Source organism: Shewanella rhizosphaerae (assembly GCF_019457655.1).
GTDB classification, from domain to species: Bacteria; Pseudomonadota; Gammaproteobacteria; order Enterobacterales; family Shewanellaceae; genus Shewanella; species Shewanella loihica.
In genome coordinates this window covers 1,944,475-1,971,027 of record NZ_CP080420.1, presented here as the reverse complement: position 1 = coordinate 1,971,027, position 26,553 = coordinate 1,944,475, and the positions used below count along the sequence as shown (strand labels likewise).

Sequence of the window (26,553 nt, the reverse complement as noted above, 5' to 3'; positions counted from 1 at the left end):
TGAAAATGTCCCTATTAGAATTCATCAGGCGCTAAATCGGGATCCAACCACTGAGCCCAGCTAGCCTGTTTCTTGTTTTGCTTCAATATACTGTCGACGCGCCTGGCCACCTGCTCCGCCAGCTTATCCAACTGCCGGCTCGCCGGTGACACCACAGTCACAAAGATAGGTTTGCGATTGTGTAACACGCTGATCTTGCTACCACTTCGCGCAGTGGCCAGCTCGACAATACTCAGTCCACCGTGCTCCGTCATGCCGCCGATATCTCGATAGGCGGCGACAAATTCACGATAAAATCTGTGTCCGACGCGGGTCATCGCGCGGTTGAGGATCAGTCCATCGATGAGATCAGACTCCCGCCTAGGCGGTGCGTCACTCGTGCTCTGCGCCGCCAGCTTGCTGCCTTCATCGACATCGGGCCCCTGACAATAAACAGGAGCCGAAAAGGCCGCTAACAGGAGCAAGCGGCCCAGGTATTTCACTGCTGAACCTCATGCAGATGAGTCTGTGCCCAGGCAATAGCCTGTCCACGACTTGAGACACCAATCTTTCTAAACACACGATAGAGATGCGTCTTGATGGTGCTCTCGCTAACAAACAACTGATTGGCGATATCCACGTTGGTGCTACCCGAGAGTAATGCCTGCAGCACCTCTCGCTCACGAATCGTCAGGTTATCGGCGCCGTCGAGTTGCTCCTGATCCGCAGAAGCCGACAACAAAGCATGTGGGATCACCGTTTGGCCGCGTAGCACATTGGCTAAGGCCTTGCCTATATGCTCAAGGGAAGCATCGCCATAAAAGACGGCGGCGGTAATGGGGGAAATTAAGAATCTTGCATCTATCTGTTTCGGATAGTGCAAGAATACCACGCGGGCGCTGTGGCGCTTCTCGATCTGCTTTTGTACCTGGTAGGCACGCTGCACATCTATGGTGGCGAGATCGATAACGACCAAAGAGTAATTCCCTTCACTCATAGTCACTTCAACACTCTCGGGGGTGACCTTAGCCAGTTTAACCAGAAACTCCTGGGGCCAACGCGTCTCCAACAGATCAATCAACAGTTGCGATCGCGATACCACTACCCAATTTATCACTTTGAACATCCTGCTCACTCCATGTCGCTAGTTATAAGCGTATTCCATTAAACCGACACATATAATAACAACTATAGAATTAAAAATAACATCTTAATTGCGCCAATTTTATCAAGCCCTACCAGAATATCTGTTTGAGGCGAGCTCCCTTCACCTTATCTTTCATCGCCTTACTGCTAAGGAAGGTGCGAATAAGTCCCGTGCTTGCTCTGCGTGTGCTTAAAGTGGATAGATGCAAGGCACAGTTTGCAGCGAATGGCCCTAGTCCTTCGCATGAACTGTAACGCAGCAAATACCGCTGTAAGCCTCGCCCTGCGGGGCTTTGCGACGACTTGTTCGCACCTTCCCTAACGATATCCCTGAGTCACACTTGCCCGCTGTGCATTCCCCCATTGAGTCACAATCACCCCATGACCCGAACCGTTTTGATAGATGCTGACCTCATTGTCATAACCGCTCTGTTGCACATAGGCCTGGTTATCGCTGCCCCGCTGCTCTGCTACCAGAGACAGGTTCGCTCCAAGTTGACTGGCGATCAGGCTGTTGTTGACCCCCACCTGCAACAGTCTGGCCTCTATCGCCTCCCCCTGCTGTAGCAGATACGCCTGATTGCCGATCCCCTGCTGTTGCAACTCGGCGCTGTTGGCCACCCCAAATTGGGTAAACAAGGCGCGGTTCGCCTCGCCACTTTGGGTGATGTCGGCCTGCAGCGCATCCCCAAGCTGCATGATGCTAGCATTATCCCCCTGAGCCAACTCATCAAGACTACTGAGATCATCTGCCCACACAGGCAAGCCAGCAAAAAGCATCGCTAACAAGAACAATCGGCTGATTGCCCGGCGCCAGGCAACATGCCCGGCCTTAAAGACTGCTTGCATCAATTTTGTTTCCATCCATGGCGCACCTATCTGTTTTTATGGCCAAGATTATCTATCTAAGACGAAGGACTTACGTCCACAAAGAGTATGAAGTCCCGCTAGACAAAGTATCTATTCAGGACACAAGACTAATACTTTTCTACTAATGGAAAATCGAACAAAATTGGATCTAGAGATGAGGGCGGTGATAAAGCCCGCAGGCTAGTGAAGGCTTATCAGCCACCCGCCTTTTGGCAGAAACTGTGCACCGTTGGCATGGGCTAATGGAATCGATTAATGATAAATGGAGAGTTGAACTCGCAGATCTGGCTAATATTCCAGCCACGAGTGGTGGGACAGCTATAAGGTTGGCGATGACAGATACAAAAACACCAGCAAGCTGCCGGTGTTTGTCGATTATCCTGTAATGAAAATCTTATTTCTTCAATACAGAGTCTGCGGTACGGCCATCGTCGTGGCAGCTATCACAGGCTGGGCGATCGCCCACGTTTGAATCGTGCGGCGCGTGACAGTCGGCGCACATCAGATTACCGTCGTGTGGCTTATGCACTGCGTCCATCTCGGCTAGCGTACCGTGACAGCTTTGGCACTGCTCAAATTCGTGAGCACCATCGGCAGATGGTTCACCATTGGCGTGACACGCTTCACAGCCTTCCATCTCAGCATGCATCTCTGCAAGTTCTTGAGGCTCAGCCATTGCCGCTGGAGACAAGGCTAGCGCCGCCAAACCAGCACCAAATAACGCACTTAGAATTTTATTGCTCACGATAATTTCCTCTCTTATGTTTGGCGATGTGGGTGTAGTTGTTATATCCCATCGTGCCTTGTTCCTAATTGCACAACTTAGCTTAAAATAGCTAAGGTTTTGCAAATAGGCAAATTTCTCTTGCGGGCATACTAACAATAGCAACTGCTTAAAAATGTGCACTTAATCAAATATCTATGCCGCAAGCCTCATACTCACAGATAAACATGATCTGCATCACACTACTGCTATGCAAATGAGCATTTATCATTGCCACTCAGAAAAACAAAAATCGTAATTGCAAAGAAAAGATACAAAAAACGGGAGCCTAGGCTCCCGTTTTATCAATCGACAATCGATTATTGTGCGCGCAGTGCTTCGATACGCTTTTCAAGTGGTGGATGGCTCATCATCAGTTCGGCCATCGACTTCTTACCGTTGATACCGAAAGCCGCCATCTGTGCTGGCATGGCACCAGTTTCAGGGCCTTGACGCAATCTGTCGAGCGCCGCAATCATCTTATGCTTGCCTGCAAGCTGAGCGCCGCCGGCATCGGCCTTGAACTCACGAACACGTGAGAAGTAAGCCACTATCATAGACGCCAGGATACCAAACAGCATATCCAACACGAAGACCACAGCCATGTAGGCAAACATGCCCAGGCCTTCGCCATCTTCGTCGTTGCTGGCAACGAAGTTATTGATAATGCTCGCCACCACCCGGGCCGCAAAGATCACGAAGGTGTTCACCACGCCCTGGATCAGGGTCAGTGTCACCATGTCGCCGTTGGCCACATGGCTCACCTCGTGGGCCAATACGCCTTCGATCTCATCTTGCGTCATGCCGTAAAGCAGTCCGCTACTGACGGCGACCAGCGAGTTGTCCTTGCTGGGGCCTGTGGCAAAGGCGTTCAGCTCGGGTGACTGGTAAATGGCCACCTCAGGCATCTTGATACCTGCCTGCTCAGCCTGACGTGCAACGGTATCGACCAACCAACGCTCCATGTTGTCACGCGGTGTAGTGATCACTTCACAGCCCATGGTCTTCTTCGCCATCCACTTAGAGATCGCCAAGCTGATAAAGGCGCCGCCGAAACCGAAGATGGCGGCAAAGACCAATAGTCCGCCCATGGTCGAGGTGTTAACCCCTAAAATAGACATCACAATTGAAGCGACCAGCAAGATTGCCATGTTTGTCGCGATCAATAAGAAAATACGCTTCATGTAAGCTCCTATAAGCCCTGTATGAGACACCCTATGTGTCATCAGCCTCTCTTAACGACATAATATGTCCGATAAGTCAGAGTTCAAGGGTTGAACATAAAAATATTTTTGGTGGGTACGATTGAGTGCGCAGCCACGCCAAAAAGTGTAGACCTTGGCGTGGAGTCTAGAAGCCCTATATTAAGCCAATCTTAAATTTATCGGCTTTGGCGGGATAAGCCGTTAATCTTTATTAATAATTACTCCAGCAATCAGAGAGTGGCGTTTTGTTAATCAAAGGCTCTCATTCAACAGGCGCTATTGATGCGAGAGTTGACTAGCCTTGACCTGGTGCCAGCTTGGTAAGATCTAAGTATTGCGCGGCGTTTTGGCTAGAACATTCAGTAAGATGTGGGATGACCCCGAGACATGGGGCGTCCATCAAGGCAGTAAGCGTCAAGAGGTTCTCGTCAGTCACCTGCATATCGGGATCGACGCAGTTTGCTACCCAGCCAGCTATCTTTACCCCATCGGCCTGAATCGCCTCTTGAGTCAGCAGTGCGTGGTTGAGGCAACCGAGTTTAACCCCGACCACCAAGATCACCGGCAGCTGCAAATCGATTGCCACAGTGGACAGAAAGGCCTGTGGATTAAGCTTACCCTGAACGCGAAGCGCATGGTTAAGCGGCAGCCACCAGCCACCCGCCCCCTCTACCAAGGCAAAATCCACCTCATCGAATGGCAATGTCTTAAGGTGAGCCGTGACCAGATCAGCATTAAGAGTCATGCCTACCTGCTTGGCGGCGATATGCGGCGCGATGGCAGGCTTAAAAGCAAAGGGGTTCACTCTTTCATAGGCAAGCTTCACATTAGACTGGGCCATCAATGCCAGGGCGTCGCTGTTTCTCAGCCCTTCAGACGTCTGCTCGCAACCTGAGGCGATGGGTTTTACCCCTAAGGTACTACCTTGCTTGCTCGCCAGATAGAGGAGTGAGGAAGCCACCAGGGTCTTACCGCTGTCGGTATCTGTGCCGGCGATGAAATAACGCATGAACCCTTTCCTTAACTAGCCTCTGCGGCTCGCATGAATAAATAAGATTTGATAGGTCAAAGGAAGTCCCTCTGGCTGCCGCTGAGCCTCGGCGCGCTCACAGAGGGCCAACCAATCCTGACGCCCACGAAGCCTAGGTAGCGGCTTACTCACTGAGCCCTCTGTTCCATTTGAGCCCAGAGTTTCATCTGAGTCTTGATTGCCATCTGAGCCTTGGGAAACAGCCCTGCCCATGGCGGCAGAGGCGCCAACCCCCTTGATGGAATAGAGCAGCGTCTTAAGATCGTCGAAATGCACCCGCAGCGGTTCTACCGATTGGTGCTCAATTTGCCAATGGGAATCACTAAAGCCATCAAGCAGCGTCTGGGCTTGCTCGAATGCGTTGACCCTTAGCCCGAGCGCGTCGAGTTCAGAAAGACTGCCATCGACGACGATGGCGAGATGGCATTGACCGCCGGGCTTAAGCACCCTGGCAAGCTCACCTATGGCAGTATTAATATCGCTGCACCACTGTAGCGCTAGGTTTGAGTAGAGGGTGTCTATGCTGGCGTCGACAAGGGGCAACGCCTGGGCATCGCCGCACAGCGCCTTGTAGCTAGGAAAACTTGCGCGCATTTGCGATAGCATGCCGGGGGCAATATCCAGCCCCAGCACCTCATTAAGAGCCGGCGCTGCTAAAAAATCTGTACCCGGGCCACAACCTATATCTAACAAACGTCCAACGGGCGCCACTTTGGCCCTCAGCCTCTGCGCGCTAAGACGCTGCACCTTGTCATGCTCCTGATAGTGCTTAGCCGCCAGGGAGAACTGGCGCGCTATCTTGTCTGCACCAATCGCCTCGTTCATACAGTCTTTACCTTGCACTTTAGGCGCTTGTGTTGGCATTTGTCTTGGCTCTGAACTGGGCATTAGGCTTGGCATATTCGTAGGTACATCATGAGCTAATTCACTACACACAGAATCAGACTTCCTCTGGAAAAATAAAATGCTTTCTACCACTTAATCTTGCAAGGCTTGCTGCAGCTGATCGGCTAGGGCCTCGAGTTCTGCCTGGGTATGATTCACATTTAAGGTGATCCTGAGCCTGGCGCTTCCCTGTGGCACGGTCGGGGGCCGAATCGCTCCCACCCAGAAACCCGCGGCCTTTAGTTCACAATCGACCTTGGCAAGCTTATCGATATCCCCCACCACCAGCGGCTGTATCGGGGTATGACTGCCATGCAGCCTAAGCCCCCTCGCCTTCGCGGCCTGTTTAAATGTCTCAATCACCTGAGCCAATCTGGCTCTGCGATCACCGTTTTTAATCAAATTCACCGCCTTGAGGGCCACATGGGCACTGGCCGGCGACAAGGCAGTGGAATAGATATAATCCCTAGCATGGGCCACCAGAAAATCGATACAGGTATTTGAGCCTAAAATCGCCGCGCCTTGGCAGCCAAGGGCCTTACCGAAGGTAACGATTTGAATATCACAGCAGATGGCATCTACCTTTCTGTGCCCGCCCAGTGGCAGGACCCCGAAACCGTGGGCATCATCGACGATCAACCAGGCATCATTTGCCTGTGCAAGCGTATAGAGCTCATCTATGGGCGCCAGATCACCATCCATGCTGAAGACGCTCTCTGTCACCACCGTCAGCGGCTGATGCTTTTCCACCAGTCGCTTGGCCGCACCCAAATCGTTATGGGCAAAGCGTTTTAACTGTGCGCCGCTTTCCAGCAGACCGTCGATCAGGGAGGCGTGGATCAGCTTATCGGCCACCACCACACTCTCCTTGTCCAGCAAGGTCTTCATCAAGGCAGAGTTAGCGCTAAAGCCGCTGCTAAAGAGCAAGGCCGCCTCATGGCCGGTAGCCTCGCACAGTGCCTGCTCTAGCGCCGCATGAGCATCGCTATAGCCAGTGACCAAGGGCGAGGCCCCGCTGCCGACGCCGTATAATCTCGCACCCTCACCCAGCGCCTCGATAAGCTCAGGCGATTGACTCAGGCCCAGATAATCGTTGCTGGCAAAGTTATGCTTGATGCTTCCCTGATGTACTAAACGGTTAGCACCGCCAACCGTCTGCGTGAGCTGCTGACGACGTCTGAGCAGCCCGCTTTGTTCTGCGCGCTGCATCTTGTCATCGATTTTCTGCTGAAGCCGGCTCATATCAACTTACTCGCTGGACGAGTTAGAGCGCCGCCGCATCATAGAAAGGCTGCGAGGCCTTGTCTTTAACGGCCTGCGCCTTGGCAAATACCGCTTTATCCTCTTCGACCGTGCCCGCCTTACCCTGCTCGGGATGAAGCCCAAGGCGCTTAAACAGCGTCATGTCTTCATTCTCTTCCGGATTACTCGTGGTCAACAACTTGCAGCCGTAGAAGATAGAGTTCGCGCCGGCAAAGAAACACATGGCCTGTAGCTCATCTGTCATCTTCTCGCGTCCAGCCGACAGGCGGACCCGTGACAGTGGCATCACGATACGCGCCACGGCGATGGTGCGTACAAATTCCAGCGGATCCAGATCGTCTAAGTTTTCAAATGGGGTACCGGCAACCTTCACCAACATGTTGATGGGCACAGACTCGGGATGCTTGGCCATGTTGGCCAGCTGCTGCAACAGGCCGGCGCGATCGCTCGCCTGCTCACCCATGCCGACGATACCGCCCGAGCACACCTTCATGCCGGCGGCGCGCACGTTATCCAGGGTGTTGAGCCTGTCCTGATAGGTACGTGTGGAGATGATATCGCCATAGTATTCTGGCGAGGTATCCAGGTTGTGGTTGTAGTAATCCAGTCCTGCGTCGGCCAGATCTTTCGCCTGAGATTCGCTAAGCATCCCCAGGGTCATGCAGGTCTCCATGCCCATGGCCTTCACTTCGCTGACCATATCCTTCAGATACGGCATGTCACGCTCGTGAGGATTACGCCAGGCGGCGCCCATGCAGAAGCGTGACGCGCCGGCAGCCTTGGCGGCGCGGGCCTCGGTCAGCACCTTCTCAATCTCGATCAGTCGCTCTTTCTCAAGGCCGGTATCGTAGCGGGCACTCTGAGGACAGTACTTGCAATCCTCTGGGCAGGCACCGGTCTTGATCGACAATAGGCGTGAGATCTGCACCTCGTTAGGGTCGAAATGCTGGCGATGAATGCTATGGGCCTTAAACAGCAGGTCATTCATAGGTAGCGCAAAAAGCGCTTCAATTTCATCACGTTGCCAATCGTGACGTAAGGCTAATTCGGACATTGATTACCAACCTTCAAGTTGCTATTTTTAGCCGGAATGCTTGATTTCCGGCGACATTTATCTTGCTTAGCATACCCTTAGGCCTTAATCTGTCAACGCCAACCAGTTAAGCCGGTTTACTAGCGGTTAAAAATTAATCAGGATTTTTTATGTCTGCGATAACCCAGATCGACCATCAATTCGACCGACAACATATCTGGCACCCCTACACCTCCATGACCCAGGCCCTTCCGGCCTATGGGGTGGTGTCGGCCGACGGATGTGAGTTGATCCTGGAAGATGGCAGACGGCTGATCGATGGCACCAGCTCCTGGTGGGCCTGTGTGCACGGATACGGCCACCCCTATATCCTGGAGGCGATGCAGAAACAGCTCTCGACCCTCAGCCATGTGATGTTTGGCGGCATCACCCACCCTAGCGCCATCGCGGTGAGCAAGAAGTTAGTGGCCATGACCAGCGATAATCTTACCAAGGTGTTTTTGGCCGATTCTGGCTCGATTGCCGTCGAGGTGGCGATGAAGATGGCACTGCAATATTGGCAGGGACGCGGTGCGCCAAACAAGCAGCGAATACTCACGGTAAAGCACGGCTACCATGGCGATACGTTTGCCGCGATGAGCGTGTGCGATCCCGAAGGCGGCATGCACACCATGTTTGGCGAGGCGGTGACTCAACAGCTGTTTGCCCCCGCCCCCAAGACCCCCTTCGGCGAAACCTTGATCGCAGACGATCTCGAGGCGATGGAGGCCCTACTGGACGCCCATCACCAATCGATAGCGGCGGTTATCATAGAGCCTATCATGCAGGGCGCCGGCGCCATGCATTTCTACAGCGCCGACTATCTGAAAGGGCTACGTGCGCTGTGCGATCGCTACAAGGTGTTGTTGATCTTAGATGAGATAGCCACAGGCTTTGGCCGCACCGGTAAGCTGTTTGCCTACCAGCATGCAGGTATTGAGGCGGATATTCTCTGCTTGGGTAAGGCGCTCACCGGCGGTTATATCTCTCTGGCTGCGACCCTGTGCAGTGACGAGGTGGCCTTAGGGATCAGCGACTCCCCCTCCGGCGTCTTTATGCATGGCCCCACCTTTATGGGTAACCCGCTGGCCTGCGCCGCCGCCAGCGCCAGTCTGGATCTGATCAATCAACACCAGTGGCCCGAGCAGGTAGCCGCCATCGAACAGCAGATGAAGCTGGAGTTAGCGCCGGCCAGTTCAATCGAGGGGGTGAAAGCGGTGCGCTGTTTGGGCGCCGTTGGCGTGATAGAGATGACGCGCAGCGTCAATACCGCAGCATTGCAACAGGCGTTTGTGGATCGCGGCGTCTGGGTGCGCCCCTTCTCGAGCTATATCTATATCATGCCGCCTTACACCATTAGCGCGCCGCAGCTTAGCCGCCTAACCCAGGCGATGCTGGAGGTCGCCGCCATTGCGGGGGCTAATGCGAAAGCATCGAGCGACGATGAGGCGGGCTTTATCAGCCACGGATAATCCAGCCCCTATTCTTTTTTGCGGGCGCAAAATTGCGCCCTTGAACTCCCGCTGAGCTATAGTTAGCCAAGGCGCACTGATTCGCTTAAGTCTCAGCGCGCTGATTGGCGCTCCAGCGAATCGCACTCGACAGGCTCAACTCAGAAAACCGGGAAAGCTATGCCTCTCACCGACGAGCAAAAACAGCTTATTCAAAAATCCTTTGCCGAGATCAATCGGCAAAACAGTAACTTCGCTTCGCACTTCTACGATTGCCTGTTCGCCATGGCGCCCTTGATCCGTCCCATGTTCCAGAGCGAGCGGCCGGTATTCGAGTATCATTTCAACGAGCTCATCACCACGGCCGTCGCCAAGGTGCATCAATTTAACGAGGTCAAGCCTAAGCTAGAGGAGCTGGGACGAAAGCATTTGGATTACGGCGTCAATGTCAGCCAATTTGAGGTGGTGCGCGCCGCCTTGTTGCTGTCGATTCAGGATTGTCTGCGAGATGCATCCAGCCCGGCTATCGAGCAGGCCTGGTCATGCTATTACGATGAGATTGCCAAGGTGATGGTTGCCGCCATGCAGGAGGCGGCATCCTGATCAGGCTGCCAGCATCTCACCTATCTTAATCTTATACTTTTTCCCGCTTCAGCCAGTCGCTTAACTGTACCATTCCCTCATCGATCGATACCAAGGGGCGATAGTTGAGGTCACGCTTGGCCGCGGAGATGTCGAAATAGTGACTGGTAGAGAGCTGTCTGGCCACGAAGCGTGTCATGATGGGCTCATCGCGCTTACCCAGCAGGCCGTAGACCCCTTCTAACAGGGTGCCGGCCAGATAGGCGACGCTGGCGGGTACCCGCTTCTCGACCTTGGGCAGCTCGGCACAGGCCAAGATCTTGTTGAGCATGGCCTTCATGGTGATCGGCTCATCGTTACTCAAAAAGTAACACTTTCCGGCGCACTGCTGCGGGTTTTGCTTGAGGGTCAGGGCCGCCAGAATATGGGCATAGGCCGCGTTGCCGACATAGATGGTATCCACCAGCTTATCGACCTTACCCACCAACTTGAGCTTACCGGCTCGGGCGCGGGCGATCACCCTAGGCACCAGATGAGGATCTTCCGGCCCCCAGATGAGATGGGGCCTAAGGGATACGGTATTTAGCTTGCGGTTAGAGGGAGAAATTGCACTCGATAATGAGGTGCCGTTTGCGGCCGTCACTCTCTGCTCGGCGATCGCCTTGGACTCGCCATAATAGTTAAGGAAACGACTGGCATAGGGCGCGCGCTCGTCTATGCCAGATTCATCTTCACCTGCAAAGGTCACGCTCGGGGTACTGGTATAGACGAAACTGTCTATACCATGGGCGACAGCGGCCTTAAGCAGGTTGTCACAGCCCAGCACGTTAGGGGAAAAATAGCTCTCCTTGCTACCCCACACCCCGGCCTTAGAGGCCACATGGAACACCAGGTCGCAGCCCGCCATGGCATTGGTTACGGACTCGAGATCGCAGATATCGCCGCTCACCATGTTAACGCCCATGGCCTCGAGCTCGGGATAATGCCCCCTGGCAAAGCCTGTCACGGCGATGCCCGCCGCTATGAGTCGCTGACAAATCGCCTTACCCAGAAAGCCGCCGGCGCCGGTTACCAAGGCATGGCGGCTAAGGCCCGCCAGCTGAGTCAGCGTTTCAAGCTCTTCAGGGAGCAGATTTACGTTGTCTGTGTGATTAGAATGCTTGGTGATGCTCACGGACGATCACTCCTTATAGGTGGACTGCGCCCAGACCGCCAACTTCTCTCTGAAGATCTTAGCGTTATGGCGAATATCGACGGGAAAGCCCGGATGGATCAGAAAGCGGGTGATCCCCTGAGTCTGGCTATGGGCCTCGCCCAGCAGCCTAAGCTCGGTATAGAGGGCGGCGGCGTTGCTACAGCTCAGCCCCTGCTCCAGCTCGAGACAAATTAAGGGCTGCATCTCCCCTTTTACCTTTATGCCCACCAAGGCGGAACGCTTGATGTCGCTGTGAGTGTTGTAAATACGCTCGCAGGGGATAGAGAAATAACGCCGCGGCTGACCATCGACCCGGCAATCCACCCTGTGGGCCTTGCGACCGCACATCCACAGGCGTCCCTGATTATCGAGATAACCCAGATCCCCCATGCGGTGATAATGCTGACCCTGGTCATCGAAGATCTTCGCCTGGGCTGTAGCCTTATCGCGCCGATAATAGCTGGCACTCACCATGGGGCCCTGTACCACTATCTCGCCTATCTGCTCCCTTGGCAGGCAGAGAACCGCCGACCAAGTTGGGATCTCGGCCTCATCTATGTCGATGATATGCATGCTGACGCCGTCTATCGGCTTGCCGACACAGATGCCGCCGCCATTGTCTGTAACTTCGGTAGTATCAAACAGCTCGTGACTGGTTATCATGCTGAGCGGCAGAGACTCGGTGGCCCCGTAGGAGTTAAGCACCGGCGCATCACTCGTTAGCATCTCACTGAAACGCTTAATAGACGCTATGGTCGCCGGGGCGCCCGCCGAGATCACCCGTTTCAGGCTGCCAAGTTTTACCTTTTGCTCCCGTGAAGTGCCCGCCTGCCCCAAACGCTCGATAAGCGCCGGATTGACAAACATGTTAGTGCAGGCATAACGCTCGATGGCCGCAAAGATGTAATCTGGATTGGCGGTGATCGGCTTGCTGGCGTCCATATCAGGCACGATCGAGGCCATGCCCAGCGCCGGGCCAAACAGGGAAAACAGCGGGAAGGTGGCGAGATCCCGCTCACCGGGCGCTATCTGATAATCATGCTTGAGTGCGCTGATCTGCGCCTCGAACATGCGATGGGAATAGACTACGCCCTTAGGGGTGCCCGTGCTGCCACTGGTAAACAAGATGGCGCACATCTCGTCACAATCGAGCTGAGCCATAGAGAAAGGTCCCTTGCCTTGCCCCAGTTGCTTAAGCTGCTCCAGGCTCGCACCGCCCCACAATTTGCTGCCGCCGACGGTCACCAGGTGAGTCAGGCTTGACTTACCCCAGCCAAACAGGCGTCTGGCCAGGTGGGCCTTGGGGATCCCGATAAAGGCATCGGGCTCGGCCTCTTGAAAACATTGCTTGAGGTTTTTCACCCCCATGCCTGGATCCACCAAGATAGGGATTATCCCTGCCTTGAACAGAGCGAAGGTTAAGGCAAAAAACTCAAGGCTCGGCGTCACCATCAACACCGCCTTGGCGCCGCGTTTGATGCCATAGGCATACAGGCCGTGGGCCAGAGTGTCGCTCATGGCATCAAGCTCGGCAAAATTCAGCTCTTGGTACTCAAGCTGTTTGCTCAAGACGCCACTGGCCTTTTGCACCGCCACCGCCAGCTCATTGGGGGCCTCTTTGGCCGCCCGGTTGAGATGACGACACAAATTGGCGCCGACTTGAATCGTCTCTGACATCCGCCTTATCCCTTTATAACGTTAATGCGTGACCTTTTTTACGTTAGTACGTGAGTTAGCGCGCCATAAATTGCTGCACCTGGGCTACCACCTCATCGCTGGCATCTTCCAGGATATAGTGACCACAGTCGGCAAACTCATGCACCTCGGCCTCGGGGAATCGACGCTTCCACTCATCGAGGAAGTGTTTGTCAAATACAAAGTCTTTGAGTCCCCAGCAGATCATCATAGGCAGTTGGTTAAACTGGCTCAGCTTTTCACTGATCTCACTCACCAGTTCATAGTTGCGATCGCCAGGCTTGAGCGGAATATCCTGCACGAAGCGCAGGGTCGAGATACGATTCGCCCAAGAGTTAAAGGGCGCCACATAGGCCTCGCGTATCGCCTTTGGCATAGGCGCTCGCTTCACCCCTACATAGGAGGCGATAGAGGAGAAGGCATTAAAGCCGCGCACTAATACTGTGCCCAGTAGGGTGTTACGACAGATCCACAGCGCCCAAGGAAATGGCTTGGCCTCTGGCAGATGAAAGGCGCCAGTGTTGAGCACCACGATTTTCTTGATCCGCTCGGGATGACGGGCCGCATAGCCCATGCCTATCATTCCGCCCCAGTCGTGAACGATCAGGGTGATCTTCTCTTTCACCTCGAGGTGATCCAGCAAGGCTTCCAGATCGTCGATACGATTCTTCAGGGTATAGTCGTAACCGGCATCGTCTGGTTTATCCGACAGACCGCAGCCGATATGATCCGGCACTATGCACTGATGATTCGGGCTCAACGCCGTCACCAGATTTCGATAATAGAAAGACCAGCTCGGGTTGCCATGCACCATGACCACGGGCTCACCCTGGCCTTCATTCACATATTGCAACTTGTGACCATTACGATCTAAGTAATTGCGTTTAAAAGGAAATAACGAATCGAGCATGGGGGTACCTGTTATGATTATGCGTTAAGTGGGCGCCGCCCCTCGGCGTCGCCCCTATGCTGTGCTGTCAGTAAGAAGATGAAGGACGCTCTACCACTTGAGTCCGAGCATCATGCAGTTGAGGCCGCTGCCTATGCCGAGGAAACTGACCTGATCGCCCTTGCGCAGGAAACCTTGGTCGTGAGCCATAGCTGCCGTCACAGGCAGCGAGACTGTGCCCATGTTGCCGAGTAGCTGATAGGTAGGGAACTCTTTCTCCTGAGGGATATTGAGCGCGCTCAGCACCTGCTTACGGTTCGAGGCCCCCACCTGATGACAGATCACCTTATCGACCTGCTCCACCAGCCAGTTACGCTGCTCGAGGAAGTGCGCCCAGGTATGGCGAGCCAGCTCTACCCCTTCTTTAAGCAGGGCCACGCCGTCGGTGCGCATAAACTCGCGGTATAGCTGGGTGCCGGCTTCCTGTAATCCCCATTGACAGAGATTATGATGTTCGGGCGCCGAAAGGTGACTCGCCCCGAGCAGCTGATGCTGACGCTCACTCTTAAGCGGCAGGCTGCCATCGGTAAGCAGCACAGCCACGGCGCCAGAGCCACCGGTCAGGGTCGCCAGCGACTGGGCATAATTCTGCATGGTGGGCTCGGCCAGCATGTTATCTATGGTGATATCCACGATATGACGCGCCGACTCGCAGGAAACCACCAGGCCGGCCTTGATCTGACCCAGCTCGATACGGTTGGCGATATCCAGAATGCCGGACAGCACACCCAAGCAGGCGTTACTGATGTCATAGATGGCGGTGTCCTTAGACACCCCAAGCTCGGCGGCGATACGACAGGCGGTCGCTGGCTCGTGCTGATCGCGGCAGACACCGGTATAGATCACGGCGCCTAGATCGGCCACATCTATCCCCGTCTCCTCGATAGACTTGTGCGCCGCCGCCAAAGCGCCATCGGACAATCTATGCCCTTTCGGCCACCAGCGACGCTCGTGGATCCCTGTCAATGCGGCGAGCTGCCCCATAGGGATCCTGAATTTCTGATACAAGGGAGCTAATCGAGACTCTAACTCTGAAGTCGAAACCACTTCAGGTGCCAGCTCATAGGCCAGACTATTTATAAAAACGCGAGAATATTTCATGAAACCGTTCTGTTTCGCTCATTATATCGGCACTTATTCGGCCAATTTTTATCTTTCAGTGTTAACCCGCCATTTGAGCAAGAAACGGCGAATGATTCAATAAAAAACCGCCATAGGGCGGCTTTTTTCGACATCAATCGGCAAATTTATGACAGCGCCCGCTGGATTCTTCTCTAGGAGCTAATTGCCTGAAAAGCTTATCTGCCGATATTAGGCCCGTTAAGTGGCTAAAAAAGCGACTCTGCTGTACTAATCAGACAAGCACCAATCTTGCGGGCGTGAGTCTGATAGTCGCTAATCAGGCAAACTCTACTCTGGCAATGAACAGCTTGGCAGGCGAGCCAGGATCAATCCGTTTCTCGGCGTCACCTCGATATCGCAAAAGGCGCCGAGGCTCACCTCATAGCCCTGCTCCTGCAGGAAACAGACTCTGTCGAGCAGCAGCCAGAGCTCTAAGGCCTCACGAAACAGGTGCGCAGCCAGATCGATACGCCGGGTCAGGCGCTGACGCTCGAACCCTTTTGCCAAATAGCCTTGATCGTCCCACTGCTCGGGCAGTTTGACCTGTTTCTGCTCTGCTGCCCAGGCACAAAATTCCCTGAAGCTGCCGCTCAGTTGGCTCTGCTTCACCGCCGGTATCGGCAGGTAGTGTGAGCTGCCGGTCACATCCCGTTGCAGGCTATCGAACCCCAGGCGCCAGGCCACCTCTTTAAGGCGCAGCGCCCGCGCCTTAGCATTGGCGATGACAGAGCGTTGCAGGGGCAGCTGCAGGTCATGTTTACTCAGCAACAGCGGGCTCTTATGGGCGAGGCTCGACAGCGGCTGGTAATGACTGTCACTTATCAGATGATAACAACAGGGCGCCACCGCTAAGGCGCGGGTTCTCGCCTTGGCCGCGCCGCGCAGCAAACTGAGATGCAGCTCGCCGCAGGCATGGAGGGCGACCGCCTGCTGATCGCGTTTAAGCAGTTGCTGGGCAGATTCTGACAGGGCATCGCCGCAGACAAAACACTGGGGCAATTGCCACTGTTGGGCAAACTGCGAACCTGCCTCACACAACCCCTGCTGCCACTCGAGGCTCACAACAGTGCGCGACTGCCCCTTGGCCAACAAACGCCCCAGGTGCCCCTTACCGGCGCACCACTCCAAGATCTCATCATCGCCTGGTGTGACCCTCGCGGCAAAGGCGAGGATCTGCTGCCATTTGCGCCCCTTGATGTGGGCGCTAAAATGCCCAAGTTCACTCTCGGACAGCCCCGCACAGGCCTCATCGGCGCTATGCTCTGCTAAATTTGCAGGTGCTAGATCAGAGGGCGCGAGCCCTGCGACGAGGGTTTTAAGTAAAGACAAGGGCCAGATTATGCCCCTAGCGGCGAGATCCGCCTCGAGTGCGGGCGCGAGGCGCGCGTGCAGCACTATGCTGTCGCTATCCAGACTATCGAGTTCTTCGTCATCAAGCTGCCAGAGTAGCTCGGCGAGTCTTGGAAACTCCTCCTGCCAGGGCAAGGCCTCCGCCTCGAAGGCCTTAACCTGCCACAGCGCGCGGCTGCTACTTAGCAGGTCATCTAAGGAAGTAAACTGCTTGGCATAGGACATCTGGCTCCTCGACACTTTCTGCGGCACTCTTCAACAAAATATAAGGCTAAAAACAAACGCCGGCGATGATCGACCGCCGGGCGTTAATTGTCAACCAACTTAGGCTGCGACTTAGGTTGCGACTTAGGTTACAGCGATAGCGACATGCATCTTAAGCCTGCAACTTTTTAAGCGCCATGCGTTTACCCAGCCAGACCCCTAGCCCCAGGGGGGCGAAGAAGCAGACCACGAAAAAGAGCACCAGATAGAGGATCAGGCTCTTTAGGGTCTTGGTCAGCTCGCTAAAGGCGCGCTCGACCGCATGCTGGCTGATGGTATCGAGTTCCGCCGCGGCCGCTACTCGCTGCCGGTTCACCATCTCCTCCAGGGCCAGACGCTCCTGCTTCACCATCTGCTCCAGCGCCTCTCGCTCGACGGAGAGCTTGGCCAGCTTGTCATCGGTGGACTCGCTCAGCTGTGCCAGAAGCGGCGTCAGCTCGCGGCGCAGATCCACCGCCAGGGTCTGCATCATCTCTGGGCTCTGGGCCATCAACTGCTGAAACTTAGCCGAGGTATCGCTGATGCTCTGCAGTGTCTGCTGCACCGTCTCAGGGTTGATGTTGGCATGCAGGGCATACAGCTCCGCCTTCCATCCCAGGATCTTAGGCGTCTGCTCGGCGATCATCGCCATGCGATCGGACACGTCGCTCATCACCTCGGGGACGGTGCCAAAGGTAGTGACGGCCTCAAACTCGCTGATATTGCGATAGGCCAGCCAGTCGTTAAAGGCCGAGTGACGGGCGAAGCTGAGATCGGTAATGGGGTTCTTCGCCACATAATCTAAGATAAAGGCCTGATACTGGGTGAACTCGTTTGGCTTTACGAAGCCTTTTATGGAACGCTCGAAATCTGCCTGCAACACCTTGCTGACCTCAATGGCGATTCTTTGCTGCTCGCCAAAAAGCGTCTGACCGGCACCGCTCTCGAAAAACGCGCTCATCTGCGCCGTCAGCGTCCAGGTATCCACCATGGCCGCGACAGGGGATGCCTGAAAGATCGCCCTCTGCAGCGCCTGTTCGCTGTTGATCTTCCACATCAAGACGTTGGATTTAATCGCCAGATCATCGCCTTGGTTTAGTGCAATCTGATCCGCCCCCTGCTCCACCTTGGCATAGAAGGTGTGGCTAAAGTCGCGACTAAAGACACGCATGTTGAGCTGTGCCTGCGGCAGCGGCTCTATGCCGCTCTCGAGTTTAATTTCCAGTAACGAACAGGCAGACAAACTCAACATGCCGATCACCAAGAGGACAGATCTGTATTTCAGCCCCATAACAATACCCCGTTAAAATTCACAACCATTTGAATTTAAATGACTAATAACCAGATGCTAGCACCATTAACCAAGGCGCACCAGCATGCCCCCTGGTTGAACCCTCACCTTAGCTACTTTAGAATGCCGCCAAGATCACAACTTGAGTATAAACAGTTAAGATGCAATCACCCTGCGTAGCCCGCTGCGGCTTAAACGAAGCAGATATCTGTATGGGTTGTTTTCGCCATATTGACGAGATTGTCGGTTGGAGCCTGGCAGACGAGGCTCGGCAGGCAGAGATTTGGGACAATGTGAACAGGCGTAAACAGCAAGGAAGAAGCGGTGAAAACCAGCAGATCATCAGCCGTCAGAAGTGGCTAGAGGCGGAGCAGCGTCTCGCAGCGCAAGACGCCGATAATGAGTAGATCCTAAGACTTACTTCTTGTTCATCATATTCTTAAGATCGGCGAAGGGATTGTAGGTCGCCGCTTCAACCTGAGTCTCACTCGTCGGTCCGTACTGGATCAACTCTTCATACTTGGCATGTTCGTTGTCATGGCAATAGAGGCAGAGTAGCTCCCAGTTGGAACCGTCGCTGGGGTTATTGTCATGATTATGATCCCTGTGATGGACCGTCAGTTCCCTGAGATTGGAGTGGGTAAATTCGCGGGTACAACGTCCGCAGATCCAGGGATAAAGTTTAAGCGCCTTTTCGCGATAGCCAGACTCACGCTTGGCCTTATATTCGCGGGCCTCTGCCAGCACTTTATCTAATTTACTTTGACCTTGATGGGTAGACATAAGCTCGTCTCTGTTCTTGCCCCCATGGGGCGACTCGATTTACTGGCAATATACCCATAGTCGCCGCAAAAGGGAATCTAAGGCACAAATCGTACTAAGATGTGTTGCTTTACATCGTATATATCAATTTGAAGTAAAGAACAGCTTGAATAAAGATTAGACCTTGCCATACCAGCAAAGTGCCAAGGCCAGAGTCTCTTTCATAAACCCGGCCTTTGCCGCCATATAAGCCTCGCTGTCATGATGGCAGGCTTTCGCCGCAATACGCTTTAACTCGGCATATTCATCCGCCTTATCTGGATGCGCTATCAAATAGTCACGAAAGGCGCGGTGGGCGATCAGTTGCTGGCTGCCGCTTTGAAAAGCATGCAGATGATGGGTGCGTTGCGGGCCAACTTTGTATTCATCCCTTTTCCCTTCTTCACTCTTACCTTCATCACTCTTATCTTCTTCGCTTTTACTTTCTTCGCTTTTGCAAAAGTAGCGCCGCCCGATAATGCCATTTTCACCACGGGCGATATAGCTTAAGGCCCTTAGATGCTCGCCCTGTGCATCCAGCGCCGCCAAGCTGTCGACCTCTAGCAACATATCGATTATCGGCTTGGCCGCCAGCCCAGGCACAGAGGTACTACCGATATGCTCTAGGCTGACGACACACTTCCCCAGCGCCGTTAGCAGCTGCGCCTTCTCAACCTTAAACGCCTGGTGCCAACTCATCTGATGGTCGATCACCACTATGCTGCGCGCCATCTCTTCTCTCCTCTTTAATTGGGCTGATGGGCTAATAAACAAATGCAAGAGAGACAAATCAACTAACGCGTCACAAGATAGTCTCGCGCTAACCTTGCAAGGTTGGCCCTCCACTAACGTTTGCTACCCTCGCATGCTCTTACCAGGCTCGCCAGCATAAATAGAACAAATAAGCCGGATAACAGAAATAGAAATACCAGCGCCTGGGTCAGATCACCTTGTGTAACCTTAAGAAGCGCCCCAAATAGATCGTCGAAATTATGCCAGATATAACCTGCCAGCAACGCCAACAGCGCGAGGGAAAAGTAACGAATTAACCCGGCGCCCAACTTCTCATCATGTGGCCGATGCCAATTAATCAACGCCAGCCCAAAACCTAAAATAGGCATCAACAGCACCGTCCATACCGCAAGATAGTTAAGCCCAAGGGGCAAGATGCTGGCAAAGGCCAACAAGGGATAGGCGACATTGTAAAAAAGAATCCCCAATAGGAGTCGCCCGAGTAGGCTAAGCCAAATGGGTGTTTCAGCTCCAGCATCGAGATCTAGCCCCCGCCGATTAGCGACTCCCCCGGCAATAGGTAGATGCGCCATAGGTAAGATAACCGCCATCGCCAGACCACCAGAGAGAGTAACCAGCATGATGAAATAACGCAGATCGGAAAACTGAGCCAAGCGATTGGCAATGGTAAAAAAGTCCATCTGCGCCGCGAATGGGCCATAAGCTATGCTTAACAACCAATTACTCAGCTCTAACAGGCTGGGCACCTGACCACCTATGAGATAGGTGACAACAGGCCAATAACCAACAAAGAGCAAACACGCCGCATAGAGTGGCAGGGAAAAGAGCATTATCACACTCACCAGCAGATTCACACTGGGGCGGACACCCAATACCAGGATCAGCCAGAGCCCCCACGCGGGGTTGGTAAAAGTAAAAAACGGTTTGGTCAGGGCAATATCCTTGAGATACAGATAACCCCCCTTGGCAAGGGTTAACCCCAAGAGCAACAAAATCAATAGGCCAAGGCCCGCCCTCATCTTATTGCCTTCGCCCTTTTTTAATATCCCAAGCACTCAAAATCCCTCTCATAAATCGATATTCGGTCGCAGGCGCAAAGTATCCACAGTCATAACTGAGCCAGCCAGACATTGCCAGCTAGACATAACCCGCTAAATATTGCCTGCCAAATTAGAGACGCCCTAGTGTAGATCTCACCTAGAAAGATTGAAAGCTAACTAACTGAAAAATAATGGAACTCATCAACAAACTAGGCCCCAATGAGATACCTGCTCTGGGAACGGCCTAGATAATCGAGGCGAGGCCACTGCAGGATAAGGAGACCTTGACAGCGCCGGCTAGCTTCCAGAGTCGGCTAGTTATCGGCAGGATGGTTCACCCCGTCACTAGTAACCACCTCGCCGATATCATAAGGATTCACGCCTTCGAGACATCCCAAATTAACACCATACTCATTCGGGTTAGAACGGCGCTGATGATGGGTATAGATGCCGCAAATCCCGCAGAAATAATGCTTCGCGGTATGGATATTAAACTGGTACAGCTTAAGCTGCTCTTGCCCCTTAACGACGCTTAGTCCGTCTAGCGTCACCGAGACTACGATAGCCCCCTTGCGGCGACAGATAGAGCAATCACAGCGCCTGGGCTTCTGTATGCCATTGGGTAGACTCAAGGCCAACTCCACCGCGCCGCAATGACAACTCGCCTTGTGCACAGGCAAAATCTCGGTGTTACCGACTCGTTTCATCGTGTTCTCTCCTCGCTAACGCTTAGTTTGATAGCGCCTAGTTTCTAGTGCTTAAATTGCTAGCGCTTAAGTTGCTAGCCATCGTCTAAGCTTCCAAGACGTTTGTTCTCAATAAAAAATTAACGACCATGTTGTGATTGCACCACCGAGTCACTCTTCACCTTGGCGCCGCAATAGAGACAGGTAACATGGCGCGGCGCCAGTTTTCTACCACAACCTGAGCAATGAATGGCCGGGGTAAATTTTCCATCGAGCTTACCATCGCGCAGATCGATCTCCTGGATCTTGGCAACCAGCATCTCCTTGTTAAAGCCTATCTCCTCCAGTAACTCAGACATGGCCAGACAAACCATGGAGAGGTGATCGATCTGATCTTGAAGGCCCTGCAAGCTGACCTCATTGGCTCTGGCGTGAGACTTCGCCTGCCCCGCTTCCCTTGCTAAATCGTTGATTCTGAAGTTTTGAAAAATATCGTATATATCCATAACATCTCCCTGTTAAATAAAAAATAGCGCCAATATCAGCGCCGCTACCAGCACCAGCAGCAAAGGCGCGTAATAGCCAAGCACAAGGCCATAAATAGACCTACCTCGCTGCAGGCGTTGGCGAATCAATTCCCCGACCTTGGTGGCGATATAAGCATTGCTAAGCCATCCTGCGATGAATAAAAGCAGGCTTAACACTATGGCCGCAGTCCCGTGAACCCAAAAGAGAACGGTGACCGGCAACAGCATCACCAGGGGAATATAGGGTAAGGAGGCCAAGGGGCCATAGCCCATATAAGTATTTGAAAATGAGCCGATAATAAGGTCTCGCCATAGGCCTGGAAGTCTCTGCTTAAATGAGGGATTGCACACTTCACAGCTGGGCCGGGCCAAGCCTTTCGACGCATAATATTTGTGCTGACTGGATTTATCTTTCCAGCCGCATTGATGACAGGTCCATGCCATAACCGCTTAAACGCCTTTCGCTCTATTCATCGGCGCCTTTCTCTCGTTCGAAATCCGTTCTGGCTAAGGACACTAACGCAAATAAGAAAGCGCATCAAGCAGTTACGATAAAAGCGCTATCACTTCCACTAAATAGGCTTAAAGCAAGACACTAACAAGGCCACCGAAATCGAGACTCTGTTGCGCTTCGAGATAGGGCTTTCACATTCATGGCTGAGAGATTTACGAGGCAATGTCTTATCTAGAGACATTGCCTTATTCTTCTTACGAATCCCCGCAAAAATAAGCCGTGAAGCGATATTCGAGGGGTGAGCAACCGACACCACTCCCCCGATGTAGCAACGACCAAACGTGCTTAGACAAAATCGGTTAAATTGATAGTAGAATCGATACTATGCGATAAGCGGCGATAAGCTGCGATAAGATGAGAGTCTGCAATTATCGCGAAACCGAGCGAATAAATAACGTCTAGAGTGAGACACAATGAACAAACAGCGAGATCTGAAGCAGCAGTATAAACATCAACTAACACTTAGGCGTACATATGGTTATTCCGGATTGCTGCTATTTGTCATCTCCATAGCGTCATTAGCATTTATATCCGAACTAAGAACAGAGCCTTGGTTCTTCGTCGTGTTAGGAGCTGGTCTTGTCGGTTTTCTCGTGGGGCTTATTGGTATCAATTACTGGAGCCGTTGCCCTGCATGCAACAAGATCCCTCGCCAAAGAGATGGCGCCATTCCAATCGCCGCCATGAGCCAATGCCCCCACTGCTTTGTAAGCTTGAGTGAAAATTGACTCAATTAGTTGATAGAGAAACAGGTGATCACCAGACACAAAAAAAGCAGCCCTTAGGCTGCTTTTCTTTAATTAAGACTCAGTACAGAGCTTAGATCTGCTTCATCTCTTCATAAGAGGTGTGACGTACGTCCTTACCCTTAACATAGTAGATGATGTATTCGCAGATGTTCTGGCATCTGTCGCCCACGCGCTCGACCGCTCGCGCTGCCCAGAGTACGTCGAGCACTTCTGGGATAGAGCGAGGATCTTCCATCATGTAGGTCATCAGCTGGCGGATAATACCCTCGTATTCGCTATCTAGCTTGCTATCTTCTTTATGCAGCTCGATGGCCACGTCGGCGTCCATACGTGCCAGCGCATCCAGGGTCGAGTGCAGAGTGCGGGTCGCGTGACGGCCCATATGCTCTATGCTCACCAGCAGAGGCTGCTGGTTCTTAAGACGCTTGTCCAGCGCCGCGGCGGCGATCTTCACACAAGCATCACCGATACGTTCAAGGTCGGCAATCGTCTTAGAGATGGCGATGATCAGACGCAAGTCGCTGGCGGCAGGCTGACGCTTGGCGATGATACGGGTACACTCTTCATCGATAGAGACCTCCATACCATTGACGCTGTGGTCACCGTCAATCACCTTCTGTGCCAGATCGGCATCCAGGTTACCTAAGGCGTCCAGTGCCTGCTCCAGTTGACGCTCAACCAGGCCACCCATCGCCAATACGCGGTTACGAATATCGTCGAGCTCGGCATTAAACTGACCCGAGATATGTTTATTTAAGTTCATGTTTTCCATTGACATTCAACCTTATCAATTCTTGCAATTCAGTTGGCAGCGGCCCAATTAACCGTAACGACCCGTGATGTAATCTTCGGTCTTTTTCTTCTTCGGCGTGGTGAAGATGGTGTTAGTGTCGGCATATTCCACCAGCTCGCCCATGTACATGAAGGCGGTCTGATCCGACACACGCGCCGCCTGTTGCATGTTGTGGGTCACGATCACCACAGTATATTTAGACTTTAGCTCAGTGATCAGCTCTTCGATGGTCAGGGTCGAGATAGGATCCAGTGCCGAGGTCGGCTCATCGAGCAGCAAGACTTCGGGTTCGATGGCGATGGCGCGGGCAATCACCAGACGCTGTTGCTGACCACCTGACAGGCCGAAGGCGTTGTCATGCAGACGATCTTTCACTTCATCCCAAATCGCGGCGCCGCGTAGCGAGCGCTCGGCGGCTTCATCCAATTGACGACGGTTGTTGATGCCCTGCAGGCGCAGACCGTAAACCACGTTCTCATAGATTGACTTAGGGAAAGGGTTTGGACGCTGGAACACCATGCCGACGTTGCGGCGCAAGGATGCCACATCTACCTTCTTGTCGTAGATGTTTTGGCCGTGCAGCAAGATCTCACCGTCGATATTACAGTTATCGACCAGGTCGTTCATGCGGTTGATGCAGCGCAGCAAGGTTGACTTACCACAACCACTGGGGCCGATGAAGGCGGTCACCTTCTTCTTAGGGATCTTCATCGATACGTCAAACAGGGCCTGCTTGTCGCCATATTTTAGATCTAAGTTACGGATCTCAAGTGCGGTCTGCTCGCTGCTTAAATTATTTAAGTCTAAAGTCTCTGTTTTCATTACCGACTGATCTATCGAAATCATATCTGTTCCTAATCACTTCAGGATAAAGGTTATTCGCGCCCTAGCCTAGCCCAGGCGCGATTAATTCGGGTTTTAGGTTAGTGTTCCAGCGAGCGATACTTCTCACGCAGGTGATTACGCACGGCGATGGCGGTCAGGTTAAGACTCACGATCACAGACACTAACAGGAAGGAGGTCGCATAAACCAATGGACGCGCCGCCTCAACGTTGGGGCTCTGGAAGCCCACATCATAAATATGGAAACCTAGGTGCATGAACTTACGTTCCAGGTGCACGAAGGGGAAGTTCATATCGATCGGCAGGGTCGGTGCCAGCTTCACCACACCCACCAGCATCAGAGGCGCTACCTCACCGGCCGCGCGGGCAACCGCCAGGATAAGACCTGTCATGATCGCCGGGCTCGCCATAGGGATGATGATGCGCCACAGGGTCTCTGCCTTGGTCGCGCCCAGTGCCAAGCTGCCTTGACGGACAGAGCTAGGAATGCGGCTCAGGCCCTCTTCGGTCGAAACGATCACCACAGGCAGGGTCAGAATTGCCAGGGTCAATGCCGACCAGATCACCCCGGGCGAACCAAATGTCGGTGCCGGCAATGCTTCTGGGAAGAAGAGTTGGTCGATTGAGCCACCCAGCATGTAGACGAAGAAGCCAAGACCAAATACGCCGTACACGATTGACGGTACACCCGCTAGGTTGATCACCGCGATGCGGATCATCTTAGTAATTGGGCCTTTCTTCGCATATTCATGCAGATAGATAGCCGCGACCACGCCAAATGGGGTCACAATCACCGCCATCAGTAGCACCATGAAGACGGTACCGAAGATTGCCGGGAACACACCACCCTCTGTGTTGGCCTCACGGGGATCGGCGCTGACGAAGTTACCCACGCCGCTAAACCAGTGGCCAATCTTACCCATGATGCCAAGGCGATTAGAGTAAGTAACACCTAAGATGCTATCGAGCTTAAGGGTCACCTCTTCGCCGCGCATGTCACGGACGATCACCGCATCGCGGCCCGCCTCTTCACGCAGATCGAAGAAGGATTTTTCGAGTACCTTGTACTCGGCTTGCAGCTTGTCACGCTCCGCCGCCAGCTCTGCCTTGCGGCTGTCGGTCAGGGCGTTGTCCAGCTCATAGCGACGCTCTTTCAGACGCAGGTTTTCCAGCGCATAGTTCACCGCGCCAATTTCACGCTTTTGCAGCGTAGTGGCCTTGTCGCTCAGGGCGACTGCGCGCTCGATATGTTCTTCAAACGAGGCTTCCACATCGTCCAGCGCCAGGCGCTTACCGTCTTCTATGATGGCGATAGGATAGCCGAAGAAGTCACCGTTCTTGCTACGCTCAAGCTTTGCCAGATCGGTTGGCATGGTGCGTGACAGTATGTCTGTCTCCAGCACCCAGCGAAAATCCAGGCCGACGAACTCACGGTTACCCGTCTTAATAAGGTAGCGGGTCACCAGCTCACCTGGGTCTTCACTAAACTTGTGTCCGGCAGAGATCAGGCGCTCGGTTGGCACCTCTTCCTTATCGTAGATCTCACCGATAATGGTTGAGCGCTTGCCATGCTGATCCACCACTTCCCACTGGTAGATATCTGCTGGCCAGAAGTAGCTCAATCCTCGCCAGGCGATCAACAGCAACAAGCCCAACACGGCGATCAAACTGATACTCACGGCGCCACCTGTCATCCAGATCCAGGGGGAGCCCGACTTAAACCACTTACCCATTACATTGGCCTCTTAACGTCACA

27 protein-coding genes are annotated in these 26,553 nt (G+C 53.4%); 3 read left to right on the top strand and 24 right to left on the bottom strand.

The features are described 5' to 3' along the window. Positions 1-14 precede the first annotated feature (14 nt). The 9 genes from K0I63_RS08865 to bioB form a co-directional block, all read right to left on the bottom strand. Positions 15-482, bottom strand: a complete 468-nt coding sequence (locus tag K0I63_RS08865) for a curli production assembly/transport protein CsgE (protein WP_220083183.1) — start codon at positions 480-482, stop codon at positions 15-17. Continuing rightward, positions 479-1,105, bottom strand: a complete 627-nt coding sequence (locus K0I63_RS08860; RefSeq protein ID WP_144198940.1) for a LuxR C-terminal-related transcriptional regulator — start codon at positions 1,103-1,105, stop codon at positions 479-481. Before K0I63_RS08860 ends, K0I63_RS08865 begins: the two co-directional genes overlap by 4 nt. A gap of 338 nt (positions 1,106-1,443) precedes the next feature. Continuing rightward, the gene (locus tag K0I63_RS08855) at positions 1,444-1,974 is read right to left on the bottom strand and encodes a curlin (protein ID WP_220083182.1); all 531 of its coding nucleotides are present in this window, start codon (positions 1,972-1,974) and stop codon (positions 1,444-1,446) included. A gap of 415 nt (positions 1,975-2,389) precedes the next feature. Continuing rightward, positions 2,390-2,740 carry a tetraheme c-type cytochrome CctA gene (cctA, locus tag K0I63_RS08850; RefSeq protein ID WP_011865523.1) on the bottom strand — a complete coding sequence of 117 codons (351 nt, stop codon included), beginning with the start codon at positions 2,738-2,740 and terminating at the stop codon, positions 2,390-2,392. 338 nt (positions 2,741-3,078) lie between these two features. After that, entirely contained in the window at positions 3,079-3,942 is an 864-nt protein-coding gene (gene htpX, locus K0I63_RS08845; protein WP_220083181.1) for a protease HtpX, read from the bottom strand. A 316-nt stretch (positions 3,943-4,258) separates the two neighbouring features. Beyond that, positions 4,259-4,972: a dethiobiotin synthase gene (bioD, locus tag K0I63_RS08840; protein WP_220083180.1), complete on the bottom strand. Its 714-nt coding sequence runs from the start codon at positions 4,970-4,972 to the stop codon at positions 4,259-4,261. A gap of 15 nt (positions 4,973-4,987) precedes the next feature. Beyond that, the gene (locus K0I63_RS08835) at positions 4,988-5,818 is read right to left on the bottom strand and encodes a methyltransferase domain-containing protein (protein WP_220083179.1); all 831 of its coding nucleotides are present in this window, start codon (positions 5,816-5,818) and stop codon (positions 4,988-4,990) included. A gap of 153 nt (positions 5,819-5,971) precedes the next feature. Next, complete coding sequence (locus tag K0I63_RS08830; RefSeq protein WP_220083178.1) at positions 5,972-7,120, bottom strand: 8-amino-7-oxononanoate synthase; 1,149 nt, start codon at positions 7,118-7,120, stop codon at positions 5,972-5,974. A 22-nt stretch (positions 7,121-7,142) separates the two neighbouring features. Next, positions 7,143-8,195: a biotin synthase BioB gene (gene bioB, locus K0I63_RS08825; RefSeq protein ID WP_220083177.1), complete on the bottom strand. Its 1,053-nt coding sequence runs from the start codon at positions 8,193-8,195 to the stop codon at positions 7,143-7,145. Between the two features lie 149 nt (positions 8,196-8,344). Here bioB and bioA point away from each other — a divergent pair, with 149 nt between their 5' ends. Together bioA and K0I63_RS08815 are read left to right on the top strand one after the other, a co-directional pair. After that, positions 8,345-9,685, top strand: a complete 1,341-nt coding sequence (gene bioA / locus K0I63_RS08820) for an adenosylmethionine--8-amino-7-oxononanoate transaminase (protein ID WP_220083176.1) — start codon at positions 8,345-8,347, stop codon at positions 9,683-9,685. Between the two features lie 159 nt (positions 9,686-9,844). Further along, positions 9,845-10,267, top strand: coding sequence for a globin domain-containing protein (locus K0I63_RS08815; RefSeq protein ID WP_220083175.1), 423 nt, complete (start codon positions 9,845-9,847; stop codon positions 10,265-10,267). A 31-nt stretch (positions 10,268-10,298) separates the two neighbouring features. On the opposite strand, the gene oleD is transcribed toward K0I63_RS08815, so the two are convergent. The 6 genes from oleD to K0I63_RS08785 all read right to left on the bottom strand — a co-directional run bounded on the left by oleD (position 10,299) and on the right by K0I63_RS08785 (position 18,091). Then, a complete protein-coding gene (oleD, locus tag K0I63_RS08810; protein ID WP_220083174.1) occupies positions 10,299-11,420 on the bottom strand; it encodes a 2-alkyl-3-oxoalkanoate reductase in 1,122 nt (373 codons plus the stop codon). Positions 11,421-11,426: 6 nt separating this feature from the next. Then, positions 11,427-13,118, bottom strand: a complete 1,692-nt coding sequence (gene oleC, locus K0I63_RS08805) for an olefin beta-lactone synthetase (protein ID WP_220083173.1) — start codon at positions 13,116-13,118, stop codon at positions 11,427-11,429. Positions 13,119-13,173: 55 nt separating this feature from the next. After that, the gene (locus K0I63_RS08800; RefSeq protein WP_220083172.1) at positions 13,174-14,046 is read right to left on the bottom strand and encodes an alpha/beta fold hydrolase; all 873 of its coding nucleotides are present in this window, start codon (positions 14,044-14,046) and stop codon (positions 13,174-13,176) included. Positions 14,047-14,136: 90 nt separating this feature from the next. Continuing rightward, complete coding sequence (locus K0I63_RS08795) at positions 14,137-15,186, bottom strand: 3-oxoacyl-ACP synthase III (RefSeq protein WP_011865512.1); 1,050 nt, start codon at positions 15,184-15,186, stop codon at positions 14,137-14,139. Between the two features lie 309 nt (positions 15,187-15,495). After that, on the bottom strand, positions 15,496-16,782 hold the full coding sequence (locus K0I63_RS08790; RefSeq protein ID WP_220083171.1) for a methyltransferase: 1,287 nt from the start codon (positions 16,780-16,782) through the stop codon (positions 15,496-15,498). A 151-nt stretch (positions 16,783-16,933) separates the two neighbouring features. After that, a complete protein-coding gene (locus K0I63_RS08785; RefSeq protein ID WP_220083170.1) occupies positions 16,934-18,091 on the bottom strand; it encodes a chemotaxis protein in 1,158 nt (385 codons plus the stop codon). A gap of 161 nt (positions 18,092-18,252) precedes the next feature. Here K0I63_RS08785 and K0I63_RS08780 point away from each other — a divergent pair, with 161 nt between their 5' ends. After that, on the top strand, positions 18,253-18,498 hold the full coding sequence (locus tag K0I63_RS08780; RefSeq protein ID WP_220083169.1) for a DUF1289 domain-containing protein: 246 nt from the start codon (positions 18,253-18,255) through the stop codon (positions 18,496-18,498). Positions 18,499-18,508: 10 nt separating this feature from the next. Here the strand turns inward: K0I63_RS08780 and K0I63_RS08775 are convergent, their stop codons facing one another. The 9 genes from K0I63_RS08775 to pstA all read right to left on the bottom strand — a co-directional run bounded on the left by K0I63_RS08775 (position 18,509) and on the right by pstA (position 26,530). Continuing rightward, entirely contained in the window at positions 18,509-18,874 is a 366-nt protein-coding gene (locus K0I63_RS08775) for a YajD family HNH nuclease (RefSeq protein ID WP_011865508.1), read from the bottom strand. Between the two features lie 156 nt (positions 18,875-19,030). After that, positions 19,031-19,624, bottom strand: a complete 594-nt coding sequence (locus K0I63_RS08770) for a GrpB family protein (protein WP_220083168.1) — start codon at positions 19,622-19,624, stop codon at positions 19,031-19,033. 113 nt (positions 19,625-19,737) lie between these two features. Then, entirely contained in the window at positions 19,738-20,700 is a 963-nt protein-coding gene (locus K0I63_RS08765) for a hypothetical protein (protein WP_220083167.1), read from the bottom strand. Positions 20,701-20,999: 299 nt separating this feature from the next. Further along, positions 21,000-21,392 (bottom strand): GFA family protein, encoded by a 393-nt coding sequence (locus K0I63_RS08760; RefSeq protein WP_220083166.1) that lies wholly within the window; start codon positions 21,390-21,392, stop codon positions 21,000-21,002. Positions 21,393-21,511: 119 nt separating this feature from the next. Then, on the bottom strand, positions 21,512-21,877 hold the full coding sequence (locus tag K0I63_RS08755) for a hypothetical protein (RefSeq protein WP_011865504.1): 366 nt from the start codon (positions 21,875-21,877) through the stop codon (positions 21,512-21,514). A 12-nt stretch (positions 21,878-21,889) separates the two neighbouring features. Further along, a complete protein-coding gene (locus K0I63_RS08750; RefSeq protein WP_220083165.1) occupies positions 21,890-22,342 on the bottom strand; it encodes a hypothetical protein in 453 nt (150 codons plus the stop codon). An 889-nt stretch (positions 22,343-23,231) separates the two neighbouring features. Further along, positions 23,232-23,933: a phosphate signaling complex protein PhoU gene (gene phoU, locus K0I63_RS08745; RefSeq protein ID WP_011865500.1), complete on the bottom strand. Its 702-nt coding sequence runs from the start codon at positions 23,931-23,933 to the stop codon at positions 23,232-23,234. A gap of 48 nt (positions 23,934-23,981) precedes the next feature. Then, positions 23,982-24,800 carry a phosphate ABC transporter ATP-binding protein PstB gene (gene pstB, locus K0I63_RS08740; protein ID WP_220073711.1) on the bottom strand — a complete coding sequence of 273 codons (819 nt, stop codon included), beginning with the start codon at positions 24,798-24,800 and terminating at the stop codon, positions 23,982-23,984. Between the two features lie 77 nt (positions 24,801-24,877). Beyond that, the gene (pstA, locus tag K0I63_RS08735) at positions 24,878-26,530 is read right to left on the bottom strand and encodes a phosphate ABC transporter permease PstA (RefSeq protein WP_220044982.1); all 1,653 of its coding nucleotides are present in this window, start codon (positions 26,528-26,530) and stop codon (positions 24,878-24,880) included. Positions 26,531-26,553 lie beyond the last annotated feature (23 nt).